11 protein-coding genes are annotated in these 11,192 nt (G+C 63.2%); 3 read left to right on the forward strand and 8 right to left on the reverse strand.

Going from position 1 to position 11,192, the window contains the following annotated elements; all coding sequences use genetic code 11:
- Window positions 1-54 precede the first annotated feature (54 nt).
- Complete coding sequence (locus EOA22_RS12215) at window positions 55-2,505, forward strand: FAD-dependent oxidoreductase (protein ID WP_013531133.1); 2,451 nt, start codon at window positions 55-57, stop codon at window positions 2,503-2,505.
- 51 nt (window positions 2,506-2,556) lie between these two features.
- Here the strand turns inward: EOA22_RS12215 and EOA22_RS12220 are convergent, their stop codons facing one another.
- The 7 genes from EOA22_RS12220 to EOA22_RS12250 are packed head-to-tail and all read right to left on the reverse strand — an operon-like array spanning window position 2,557 to window position 9,114.
- Window positions 2,557-3,144, reverse strand: a complete 588-nt coding sequence (locus EOA22_RS12220; RefSeq protein ID WP_013531132.1) for an NAD(P)H-dependent oxidoreductase — start codon at window positions 3,142-3,144, stop codon at window positions 2,557-2,559.
- On the reverse strand, window positions 3,144-3,725 hold the full coding sequence (locus EOA22_RS12225) for an NAD(P)H-dependent oxidoreductase (protein ID WP_063170260.1): 582 nt from the start codon (window positions 3,723-3,725) through the stop codon (window positions 3,144-3,146). Before EOA22_RS12225 ends, EOA22_RS12220 begins: the two co-directional genes overlap by 1 nt.
- A complete protein-coding gene (locus EOA22_RS12230) occupies window positions 3,725-5,128 on the reverse strand; it encodes an FAD-binding oxidoreductase (RefSeq protein ID WP_063168222.1) in 1,404 nt (467 codons plus the stop codon). Before EOA22_RS12230 ends, EOA22_RS12225 begins: the two co-directional genes overlap by 1 nt.
- Entirely contained in the window at window positions 5,128-6,429 is a 1,302-nt protein-coding gene (locus EOA22_RS12235) for a cytosine deaminase (RefSeq protein WP_013531129.1), read from the reverse strand. The genes EOA22_RS12230 and EOA22_RS12235 overlap by 1 nt, the downstream gene beginning before the upstream one ends.
- 3 nt (window positions 6,430-6,432) lie before the next feature.
- Window positions 6,433-7,284, reverse strand: coding sequence for an ABC transporter permease (locus EOA22_RS12240; RefSeq protein WP_063168223.1), 852 nt, complete (start codon window positions 7,282-7,284; stop codon window positions 6,433-6,435).
- Window positions 7,271-8,098 carry an ABC transporter ATP-binding protein gene (locus tag EOA22_RS12245; protein WP_063168224.1) on the reverse strand — a complete coding sequence of 276 codons (828 nt, stop codon included), beginning with the start codon at window positions 8,096-8,098 and terminating at the stop codon, window positions 7,271-7,273. Before EOA22_RS12245 ends, EOA22_RS12240 begins: the two co-directional genes overlap by 14 nt.
- 11 nt (window positions 8,099-8,109) lie before the next feature.
- Entirely contained in the window at window positions 8,110-9,114 is a 1,005-nt protein-coding gene (locus tag EOA22_RS12250) for an ABC transporter substrate-binding protein (protein ID WP_013531126.1), read from the reverse strand.
- Between the two features lie 264 nt (window positions 9,115-9,378).
- Here EOA22_RS12250 and EOA22_RS12255 point away from each other — a divergent pair, with 264 nt between their 5' ends.
- Complete coding sequence (locus tag EOA22_RS12255; protein WP_024501344.1) at window positions 9,379-9,762, forward strand: RidA family protein; 384 nt, start codon at window positions 9,379-9,381, stop codon at window positions 9,760-9,762.
- Between the two features lie 54 nt (window positions 9,763-9,816).
- Window positions 9,817-10,620 (forward strand): creatininase family protein, encoded by an 804-nt coding sequence (locus tag EOA22_RS12260; protein WP_063168225.1) that lies wholly within the window; start codon window positions 9,817-9,819, stop codon window positions 10,618-10,620.
- A gap of 103 nt (window positions 10,621-10,723) precedes the next feature.
- On the opposite strand, the gene EOA22_RS12265 is transcribed toward EOA22_RS12260, so the two are convergent.
- Window positions 10,724-11,192, reverse strand: a 469-nt coding sequence (locus EOA22_RS12265) for a tyrosine phosphatase family protein (protein WP_127389990.1), incomplete at its 5' end; no start/stop codon positions are given.

Genomic DNA, 11,192 nt, shown 5'->3' on the forward strand with positions numbered 1-11,192 from the left:
GGAAGCTGCACTTCGTCTGCGCCGCTTTGCTTCCAGCTACCGTTGCGAGGCAGCATGATCGCCAAGGCAGTTCCCGCCAAAGCAAGAGCGGTCATCATCGGCGGCGGCGTTTCCGGCTGCTCGGTCGCCTATCACCTGGCCAAGCTCGGCTGGACCGATATCGTGCTTCTCGAACGCAAGCAGCTGACGTCGGGCACGACATGGCATGCCGCCGGCCTGATCGGCCAGCTGCGCGGTTCGCAGAACATGACGCGGCTGGCGAAATATTCCGCCGACCTCTACGTCAAGCTGGAAGCAGAGACCGAAGTCGGCACCGGCATGCGCCAGGTCGGTTCGATCACCGTGGCGCTGACCGAGGAGCGCAAGCACGAGATCTACAGGCAAGCGTCGCTGGCGCGTGCCTTCGATGTCGACGTGCGCGAGATTTCGCCCAGGGAAGTCAGCGAGATGTACCCGCATCTCAATGTTTCCGATGTCGTCGGCGCCGTGCATCTGCCGCTCGACGGCCAGTGCGACCCCGCCAACATCGCCATGGCACTGGCCAAGGGCGCGCGCCAGCGCGGTGCGACCATCGTCGAGAACGTCAAGGTCACCAAGGTCCACAGCAAGGCCGGCCGCGTCACGGGCGTGTCCTGGACACAAGGCGAAGAGCAAGGCACGATCGAGGCCGACATCGTCGTCAACTGCGCCGGCATGTGGGCGCGCGAACTGGGAGCGCAGAACGGCGTCACCATCCCGCTGCACGCCTGCGAGCATTTTTACCTCGTCACCGAGCCGATCCCCGGCCTCACCCGCCTGCCGGTGCTGCGTGTGCCCGACGAGTGTGCCTACTACAAGGAGGACGCCGGCAAGATGATGCTGGGCGCTTTCGAGCCGGTGGCAAAGCCCTGGGGCATGGACGGCATCCGTGAAGATTTCTGCTTCGACCAACTGCCGGAGGATATGGAGCATTTCGAGCCGATCCTCGAAATGGGCGTCAACCGCATGCCGATGCTGGCGACCGCCGGCATCCACACCTTCTTCAATGGTCCCGAGAGTTTTACGCCCGACGACCGCTACTATCTCGGCGAGGCGCCGGAACTGTCCGGCTACTGGATGGCGACCGGCTACAATTCGATCGGCATCGTCTCCTCCGGTGGCGCCGGCATGGCGCTGGCGCAGTGGATCAATGACGGCGAAGCCCCCTTCGACCTGTGGGAAGTAGACATCCGCCGCGCCCAGCCGTTCCAGAAGAACCGCCGCTATTTGAAGGAGCGCGTCTCTGAAACGCTTGGTCTGCTCTATGCCGATCATTTCCCCTATCGTCAGATGGCGACGTCGCGCAATGTCAGGCGCTCGCCGCTGCACGAGCATCTGAAGGCGCGCGGCGCTGTCTTCGGCGAAGTCGCCGGCTGGGAGCGCGCCAACTGGTTCGCCCGCGAGGGCCAGGAGCGCGAATACCGCTATTCCTGGAAGCGCCAGAACTGGTTCGACAATCAGCGCAAGGAACACCTTGCGGTCAGGAATGGCGTCGGCCTGTTCGACATGACCTCGTTCGGCAAGATCCGTGTCGAGGGCCGCGACGCCTGTGCTTTCCTGCAAAGACTATGCGCCAACGACATGGATGTCGCGCCGGGCAAGATCGTCTACACCCAGATGCTCAACCAGCGCGGCGGCATCGAGAGTGACCTGACGGTCTCGCGGTTGTCCGAGACGGCGTTCTTCCTCGTCGTCCCAGGCGCCACGCTGCAGCGCGATCTGGCTTGGCTGCGCAAGCACGTCGCCGACGAGTTCGTCGTCGTCACCGACGTAACGGCGGCCGAAAGCGTGCTCTGCCTGATGGGCCCGGACGCGAGAAAGCTGATCCAGAAGGTCAGCCCGAACGATTTCTCCAATGAGAAAAATCCGTTCGGCACGTATCAGGAGATCGAAATCGGCATGGGCCTGGCTCGCGCCCACCGCGTCACCTATGTCGGCGAACTCGGCTGGGAGCTCTATGTCTCGACCGACCAGGCGGCCCATGTCTTCGAGGTGGTCGAGGAGGCAGGTGTGGATGTCGGCCTGAAACTCTGCGGCCTGCACACGCTGGATTCCTGCCGCATCGAAAAAGCGTTCCGGCATTTCGGCCATGACATCACCGACGAGGACAATGTGCTGGAAGCCGGCCTCGGCTTCGCGGTGAAGACCGCCAAGGGCGACTTCATCGGCCGTGACGCGGTGCTGCGCAAGAAGGAAGCCGGCCTGTCACGCCGGCTCGTACAGTTCCGGCTGAAGGATCCGGAACCCCTGCTCTTCCATAACGAGGCGATCCTGCGCGACGGTAAGATCGTTGGTCCGATAACGTCTGGCAATTACGGCCATCACCTCGGCGGCGCCGTCGGGCTGGGCTATGTGCCTTGCGAGGGCGAGAGCGAGGCGGATGTGCTGGCGTCGTCCTATGAGATCGAAATCGCCGGCGAGCGTTTTGCGGCGGAAGCCTCGCTGAAGCCGATGTACGATCCGAAATCGGAGCGGACGAGGATGTAGTGCCTTCTCGCCTCCCCCTTTGTGGGGGGGAAGGAAGGGAAAGTCGCCCTCTCAAAACCTTTCCAGCTTCCCTCGCACCTTCGCCAGAAACGCCGCCCTTGTCGCCGGCGTCGAGGCATCCATCAAATAGTGCGCCAGGAAAAACGTCCGGCAGCGCGTGGCGCACAGCGCCCGCATGCCGCGCAGCAGGGTCTTGCGTCCCGGCTGGCCGACGACGACGCTCCACCAGGTCGGCGCGCCGCAGGTGGTGATGACGCCGACCTTGGTTACATGCGTCATCAGCGACTTGATCCGTCCCTTGCCGGTCGGCAGCTTGAAGGCGACGTCCGTCGCCCACACCCGGTCGAGCCAGCCCTTCAGCATCGCCGGCAGTCCGTACCACCAGGTCGGATAGACGAACAGGATCGCTTCGGCCCAGTTGAGCAGTTCGAAATGCGGCTTCAGTGCCGGGTCCTGCGGCGCCTGGTCATTGTAGGAGCGCCGCTCGTCGCAGCCCATCACCGGGTCGAATTTCTCCGCATAGAGGTCGAGCAGCCGCACCTCCCAGCCTCGTCGCATCAGCACGTCGATGGCAGTGTCGCGGATGGCGGCGCAAAAGCTCTCGGGTACCGGATGGCAGTAGACCACCAGTGCGCGCATCAGAACTCATCCATGCGGGCCGCGACCTTGGTCGTGAAAGCCTTGCGCGAGCCGTCGGTAGACAGGTTCATCGCGTAGTGCGCGAGGTAGGTCACCGGCGCGCCCGGTTTGACGGTGGCGCGCAGCATCCGCTTGATCAGCCTGCGCGGCGGATCGCCCATCAGCAGGGCGCGGAACCGGCTGCCGCCGTAGGTGGTCACCGCCGCAACCTTGCGAATGTTGTGCAGCGACGGCTGCGCCTTGCCGTCGACCAATTTGAACGACACGCCGGGCAAGAACACGCGATCGAAAAAGCCTTTCAGGATCGCTGGAAAGCCATAGTTCCAGACGGGATAGGAAAGCACCAGCGCATCGGCGCGCAGCAGGCGCTCGACATAAGGCGCGACAGCGTCGGCGGGGCCACGTGGGTTGTGGTAGTCCAGCCGCTCCTGGCGCGTCAGTCGCGGATCGAAACCCTCGGCATAGAGATCGCAGTCGTCGACCGTATGGCCCGCCGCCGTCAGGCGCTCGACGATCATCCGGTGCAGGCCGGCATTGAAGCTGGTCTCGACCGGATGGGCGTAGAGGACGAGGATGTTCATCATCCTACCTTCTGCAGCCCCCTGAACAAAAAAGTCCGCCCGGAACGGTAGTCGTAGTCCGGGTTCTCCCAGGCGATCATCTTGCCGGGGTTGAGGAGCCCTTGCGGATCGGTCTGGCGCTTGAAGGCGAGTTGCACCGCGTCGGTCTGCTTCATGCCGCCCTCTTCCAGCGTGTAGCGATGCGGGTTGAAGATCGGGCAACCGTTCGCTTCATGCAGGCGCACGATCTCGTCGAGCCGCGCTTCGGTCGTGAACTTGACCAGCGGCAGGCCGAAGCAGGTAATGTTGCCGTCCAGCCGCACGAATTCGAGATGCGAGAAAACCTCGCCCGGAAACATCGCATCCATCTTCTCGACAAGCGCCAGCTGGTTGGGAAAGGGATAGAGCGACTGCAGATAGGTGATCGAAGGGTCGACGCGCAGCGCCCTCAGCGTGGTGTGGTTCCAAGCCAATTCATAGGCCGGCGGCAGGCCTTTTTTCTCATCCGGCGTCGCCGTGGCCGCATTGTAGATCACCTCGCCGCCGGCACGCCGGGTGAAGGCAAGAAAAGCGTCCAGCCCGGGCTGCGCCACCATGACGACGCAAATGCTCTGCCCGTCGCTCAGGAATTTCTGGTGCCGCTTGAAATAGAGCTGCGGCACGGGTGCCGCTATCGGCGTGATCAGCTTGGTCAGGATGCCATCCTGACAGGCCAGCGCATTGCCATAGCGGGCCGCATCCATGAAAGCGTCGAAGCCGACAATGACGTCGATCCAGTCATACGCCGCGGTCAGCGGCATCTCGACTTCCGATATGATGCCGTTGGTGCCGTAGGCATGGGTCACCTTGTGCAGATCCGCGCCGGTGAGCTCGAGCGCTTTCGGCTCGGCCTCCATGGTCACCACGCGCAGCCGAAGCACATTGCCGAAATCGCGCAACCCGCCGAAATTGATCGAGCCGATGCCGCCCGAACCGCCGGCGATGAAGCCGCCAATCGAGGCTGTGTTGTAGGTGGAGGGCGATAGCCGCAGTTCCTGCCCGGAATGCGCCCGCGTTGCCTTGTCGATATCGGCCAGGATCGCCCCCGGCCCGGTCACGACGCGACCCGGAGCGATCGACTTGATCTCGTTCATCTCGGCAAGGTTGAGCACGACGCCGCCGGAGAGCGGCATCGCCTGGCCGTAATTACCGGTGCCGCTGCCGCGCGGTGTCACCGGCACGCCATGACGATGACTGGCGGCAAGCACGCGGATCAGTTCGGCCTCGTTCTTCGGCGTCACGATCAGGTCGCCGGTGACATGGTCGAGCTGCTGCTTCAGCACCGGGCTGTACCAGTAGAAGTCACGGCTCTTCTGCTGGACGATGGCCGGATTGTCGTCGACCTTCAGGCCTTCGAGATCGCGTTTGAGCGCCGAAACATCCATCATTCCACCATCAGTTCGTCGAGTTCGGCATAATCTGGCAATTGGCGGTCGATCGCCTTGCCGCCGCGCACCACGATGCGATCCGATTCGGGCCGCGACAGCAATTCCGTCCAGCTTCGGCCTTTGAACACGATGAAATCGGCATCACCGCCGGCAGCCAGCGTGCCGAAGCCATCAAACCGCATCACCTTGGCCGGCGTCGCGGTGACCGCTTGCGGCCAGTCGGCGACCGGATGATCGAAATGCAGGATGCGCGTCGCCATGCGGTAGACCTCCAGCATGTCGAGATCGCCATAGGCATAGAAGGGATCACGCGTGTTGTCGGAAGCAACCGCCACCGGAATGCCCCTCGCCTTCATCTCGTGCAGCAGCGTCACGCCACGCCAGCGTGGCGTGGTGCCGTCGGCGCGCCGGTCCTGCAGATAGAGATTGCACATCGGCAGCGAGACGACGGCGAGCCCCGCTTTCGCCACCTTGTCCAGCGTGTCGAGCACGTCGAGATCCGGCTGGCGCGCCAGCGAGCAGCAATGGCCGACGAGGATCTTTCCTTCGAAACCGTTCCACAGAGCGGCCTCGGCGATCTTCTTCAGCGATATGGCGGAAATGTCGTTGGTCTCGTCGGCATGGAAATCGAGATCGAGGCCATGCTTGATGGCCTGCGCGAAGACGTGATCGAGCAGCTCTTCGAGGTCCGGCGCCATATAGGTGACGACACCGAGCACGCCCTTTGCCGCGGCAACCCTCTTTGCCAGCCTGTCGAACCACTTTTTGTTGCGCACGCCTTCGACGCCGAGCAGGCAGGCGCCCTGCAACTCGATGCGGCCGCGCCATTCCTCGCGCATCGCCTCGAACGCCGGCCAGGAGATTTCCTCCTGCGGCGCGACGCTGTCGATGTGGGTGCGCAGCGCCCTTGTGCCATGGGCGTAGGCGCAGCGCAGCGAGAAATCCATCCGCCGCGCCAAATCCTCGGCGCTCCAGCGTGCCACACGATCGGCATCGGCGGCATTCAGCGCGCCCATGAACGTGCCGTCGGGATTGGGCTTTCGCGGCCAGATATGGCCCTTGTCGATATGCGTGTGGCAGTCGACGAAGCACGGCAGCACGATGCGACCGCCGAGATCGACGGCGTCGGCAGACGCTTTCAATCGGCCATGCGCGGCGATGTTGGAAATCTTGCCGTCGGCGACAGTGACGTCGGCAAGCGCGAAGCCATCGCTATCGGGGACAGCAGCGAGCCCCGGTGTCAGGGACGCGTGAAGCCTGACGTTGGTAAGCCGGTATGAACCAGTGTTGGGAATCAAGGCCTAGCGCTCCTGCTTCAGCGCGCTTTCATGCCAGCGCCGCAAGATGAGATGCGATATCAGCGACAGCACGAGGAAGATCAAAATGCCGGTCAGCGAGATCAGGAACAGCGCCGCGAACAGCCGCGGCGCGTTGAGCCGGTAGCCGGCCTCGATGATGCGCGAGGCAAGGCCGGACGACTGGCCGGTGGTACCGGCAACGAACTCGGCCACCACGGCGCCGATCAGCGACAGGCCGCCGGCGATCTTCAACCCGCCGAGGAAATAGGGCATCGCCGCCGGCAGCCTGAGATAGCGCAATTGCTGCCAGCGCGTCGCGCCGTTGAGCTTGAACATATCGCGCAGATTGCGGTCGACGGAGTTGAGGCCAAGCGTGGTGTTGGACAGGATCGGAAAGAAGGCGACGATCCAGGCGCACAGCAGAAGCTTGGTCGTCTGGTCGTTCACATAGATGTTGATCAGCGGAAAGATCGCCACGATCGGCGTCACCTGCAGCACGATGGCGAAGGGGAAGAACGACATCTCGACCCATTTCGACTGCGCGAACAGCACCGCCAGCCCGACCCCGCCTATGACCGCCAGAGCCAAGCTGAGAAAGGTGATGCGCAAGGTGACCAGCAGCGAGGAAAACAGCAGGCCGGCATCGTTGTAGAGCGTCCACAGCACCACGCCGGGACGCGGCAGGATGTATTGCGGGATCTCGTTCCACACGCAGATGCGATCCCACAGCCAGATCGCCAGGATCATGATCGCCAGCGGCAGCACCCAGCGGCCGATCCGTTCGAACCGCGCCTGGCGCACGCGGCGTGCTTCCTCGGGGTCGAGTTCGAGCACGCGCTCGTCAATGGCCGTCATAATGCGCGCCTGCTGTTGAGTTGATGGCCTTGACCAGCACGTCGGAAGCCTGACGGCACAGTGCCGCATAGTCTGGCGAGGTGCGAAACGCCTCGTCGCGCGGATAGGAGGCCTCGATGGCGAGTTCGTCGAACACCCTGCCCGGCCGCGCCGCCATGACGACGACGCGGTTGGACAGGAACACGCTTTCGAAGACACTGTGGGTGACGAAGACGACGGTGAACCGTTCGTCCTGCCACAGTTCCAGGAGATCGTTGTTGAGCTTGAAGCGGGTGATCTCGTCGAGTGCCGCGAACGGTTCGTCCATCAGCAGCACGCGCGGTTTGGTCACCATGGCGCGCGCTATGGATACGCGCATCTTCATGCCGCCTGACAGTTCGCGCGGCACCGCGTTTTCGAAGCCGGTCAGGTGAACCCGCGCCAACATCTCCGTTACCGCCGGTGTCGCCTTGGCGTGCGAAATGCCTTTCAGCCGAAGCGGTAGCCAGACATTGTCGAAAACATTGGCCCAAGGCAGCAGCGTCGGCTCCTGGAAGACGAAGCCGATGTTCGAGCGGTCGAGCGAGCCGCCACCGCGCCAATCGAGCACGCCGGAAGTTGGCGTCGACAGGCCGGCGATCAGCCGCAGCGCCGTCGACTTGCCGCAACCCGACGGCCCGAGCAGGCTGACGAAATCGCCTTCCCGGATGGTCAGGTCGACGTCGCTGAGCGCCGTCACGCCGTTGGAGAACACCTTGCCGACGCCCTTCAGCGCCAGGAGCGTCGGGGCCGCACCCGACGCAGCCGGCGCTTGCGCCACTTTTTCCCTTATCATTCCGGGGCGGCCTATTTCTTCAGCTCGAGCCCGACGCCTTTGTTGATGAAGGTCAGCGTGTAGGCCTTCTTGATGTCGATGCCGGCTGGCGTGACCTTAGCCTTTACCATCTTGTCGTAGAAACTCTTGATCCGCGCGTCGGTCATGGCGCCGATGCCGAGCTTTTCGGTGTCGCCGGAATCGGCCAGGCCGAACTTCTTCATCTGCTCGATCGAGAACGCGATCTGCTCGTCGCTCATGTCGGGATTGTCTTTCTTGATCATGTCGTTGGCGGCTTTGTTGTCGCCGTAGAGATATTTGTACCAGCCCTTGGCCGAGCCATCGACGAAGCACTGGACCACCTCCGGCTTCTTGTCGATCGTGTCCTGCATCACTTCGATCGTCGTCGAATATGTGTCCCAGCCATAGTCGGCGAGCAGGAACTGGTTCGGCACGAAGCCGCCTTCCTTCTGGACCGCGAACGGCTCTGAGGTGACGTAGCCCTGCTGGATCGACTTCTTGTTGGCGAGGAAGGGAGCGGTGTTGTAGGTGTAGGGCGCGCGTTTGGAGGCGTCGAAGCCGAGTTCGATGACCATCCACTGGAAGAAGGTCTGCACGCCCTCGTCGCCCAATATGTACTGGTCGGCGTTCTTCAGGTCCTCCCATTTGTCGAGCCCCTCGCCGGGGTGGGACATGATGACCTGCGGGTCCTTCTGGAAATCCGCCGCCACCACGCGCATCGGTATGCCTTGCTGGACCGCATCGAAGGCCGACAGCAGATTGCCGCCCATGTAGAAATCGATCTTGCCGGCCAGCAGCATCGGCCGGCCGCTGACTTGCGGACCGCCCTGCATGATGGTGACGTCGAGGCCGCAGGCGGCGTAGGTGCCGTCCGCCACGGACTGGTAATATCCGCCATGTTCCGGCTCGGCCAACCAGTTGGTGCCGAAGGTGACTTTCTCATTCGCAGCCGCACCCAGCGTGCTGGCTGCAAGCAGGGCCACAACCGCCACCGAGATCTTCTGTTTTCCGTACATCGACACCACCCTCTGTTTGCTCCGGCGCGCCACGCGCCAGGCTCGACACCAAAGATTCAAGAAGCAAGACACATGCCACCGGCGTCTGGCGCCGGGACCGCCCGCTTGAAAGACGTTGCCATGCCAAGCGCGAACGGGTCATGCTGTACGGAAGGCATCGTGCCTATTTTTTGAACGGCTGTCCACAATCGCCCGGGCAACATGCACCGCCATCTTGAAGGTGTAATGAGTCCGGCTTTAGGTGGCGGCATCCAGGAGATTGCCATGTTCAAATTCCTCACCCCGAAGTCCATCAAGCCGCCCTTTGCCCGCTACAGTCACGGCGTCGAGGTGCCGGCCGGCAAGCGGCTTGTGCTGTGCTCGGGCCAGGTCGCCATCACCGCCGACGACCTGATTCCCGAAGACGCCGGAGCGCAGGCCGAACTCTGCTTTCAAAACATCGCGGCGATTCTCGGCGAAGCCGGCCTGGGTCTCAGGGATATCGTGCGCATCAACGCCTATGTCACCGACCGCGCGCATCTGCGGCCCTATATGGACGTCCGCGACCGGCTGTTTTCGAGCCCCGCGCCAGCGTCGACATTGATGATTGTTTCCGGCTTTGCCCGGCCCGAATTCAAGGTCGAAATCGAGGCCATCGCGGCGGGGTGATCGACAGGCCGCCCGTCCCGCGCTAGGTCTGCCTGACCATTGAAGAGGCATGACATGACCGTACCCAAAAGACGCGTGTGGTGGGGCGACTACCGGACCACCGAATACGCCTCGATCGATCCCGAGGCGACCATCGCCGTGCTGCCAGTGGCGGCGATCGAGCAGCATGGGCCGCATCTGCCTGTTTCGACCGACACGTCGATCATGAACGGCATGCTCGACACGGTCATTTCGCGCCTGCCCGACGATCTCGACATCCGCATCCTGCCGGTGCAGGCCGTGGGCAAATCCAACGAACACCTGCATGCGCCGGGCACCCTCACTCTGCCGGCAACCACGCTGATCGAAGCCTGGACCGAGCTTGGCCTGTCGATCGCGCGCGCCGGTGTGCGCAAGCTGATCGTGGTCAATTCGCATGGCGGCAACGAGGAGATCATGGGCATCGTCACGCGCGAATTGCGCGTGCGCGAAAAGATGCTGGCGGTGAAGACCAGCTGGCAGCGTTTTGGCCGTCCGGCCGGCATGTATACCGAACTGGAGGACCGTCACGGCATCCATGGCGGCGATGTCGAGACCTCGCTGATGCTGCATTTCCGGCCGGACCTCGTGGACATGGGCAAATCAGACAATTTCGTTTCCAATGTCGCCAAGGCCGAAAAGGAATTTTCGCTGCTGCGCCACACCGGCACCCACGCCTTCGCCTGGATCGCCAGCGATCTCAACCCGAACGGCGTCGTCGGCGACGCCAGCATCGCGACGGCGGAGAAGGGCCGGCTGACGGCAGAATATCAGGCCGACGGCTTCATCAGCCTGCTGCAAGATGTGCGCAAGGCGAAGCTCGCGGAGTGGTTGACGTAGCCTCCAAACCAGTGGCAAGCGCTGTCATCGCTATTCCAGATCCTCTTGAACAAACGAGGCGATGGAGGAGGCGGATCAGACGAACAACGATATGGGGGCAAAGCTAGCTGTCGATCCTCAGCGCAAAGGGCGTGCCTTCAAAGGCGTCCGCGCCGCGCCCGATCGATTCGATCGCCTCGACCATGCGGCCGTTGCGCTCAAGCAACGCATCGGCCACGGCGATCAGTCGCGGATTGGGCGTTGCCGAAGGCGACAGCGCCCGCAGCGTCCGCGCCAATTCGGCCTCGTCACGCTTCGGCGCCAGTGCTGCCGCGATGATATAGGCCGAAGCCGTCGAGCGGCTGATGCCGGCATAGCAATGCACGAGCATCGGCCTTGCCCGGTCCCACCGGCGCGCGAAATCGAGCAGATTGCGGACATGGTCTTCGCCCGGCATGGTCATGCCGTCCTGCGCCACCGCGATGTCGTGCATGACCAGATGCAGGTGGTTTTCCCTCGAGATCGAGGCCGGCCGCACCACCTCCGTTCCGGCGGCGAGCAGCGAAAGCATGCGGCCGGGGCCGGTCCTGGCC

Origin of the sequence: Mesorhizobium sp. M7A.F.Ca.US.014.04.1.1 (assembly GCF_003998745.1) — a bacterium.
Taxonomy (GTDB): domain Bacteria; phylum Pseudomonadota; class Alphaproteobacteria; order Rhizobiales; family Rhizobiaceae; genus Mesorhizobium; species Mesorhizobium ciceri.

Excerpts from the sequence above, each read along its gene's own strand:
- EOA22_RS12215 (WP_013531133.1), top strand. The coding sequence starts at position 55 with ATGATCGCCAAGGCAGTTCCCGCCAAAGCAAGAGCGGTCATCATCGGC.
- EOA22_RS12220 (WP_013531132.1), bottom strand. The coding sequence starts at position 3,144 with ATGCGCGCACTGGTGGTCTACTGCCATCCGGTACCCGAGAGCTTTTGC.
- EOA22_RS12225 (WP_063170260.1), bottom strand. The coding sequence starts at position 3,725 with ATGAACATCCTCGTCCTCTACGCCCATCCGGTCGAGACCAGCTTCAAT.
- EOA22_RS12230 (WP_063168222.1), bottom strand. The coding sequence starts at position 5,128 with ATGGATGTTTCGGCGCTCAAACGCGATCTCGAAGGCCTGAAGGTCGAC.
- EOA22_RS12240 (WP_063168223.1), bottom strand. The coding sequence starts at position 7,284 with ATGACGGCCATTGACGAGCGCGTGCTCGAACTCGACCCCGAGGAAGCA.
- EOA22_RS12245 (WP_063168224.1), bottom strand. The coding sequence starts at position 8,098 with ATGATAAGGGAAAAAGTGGCGCAAGCGCCGGCTGCGTCGGGTGCGGCC.
- EOA22_RS12250 (WP_013531126.1), bottom strand. The coding sequence starts at position 9,114 with ATGTACGGAAAACAGAAGATCTCGGTGGCGGTTGTGGCCCTGCTTGCA.
- EOA22_RS12255 (WP_024501344.1), top strand. The coding sequence starts at position 9,379 with ATGTTCAAATTCCTCACCCCGAAGTCCATCAAGCCGCCCTTTGCCCGC.
- EOA22_RS12260 (WP_063168225.1), top strand. The coding sequence starts at position 9,817 with ATGACCGTACCCAAAAGACGCGTGTGGTGGGGCGACTACCGGACCACC.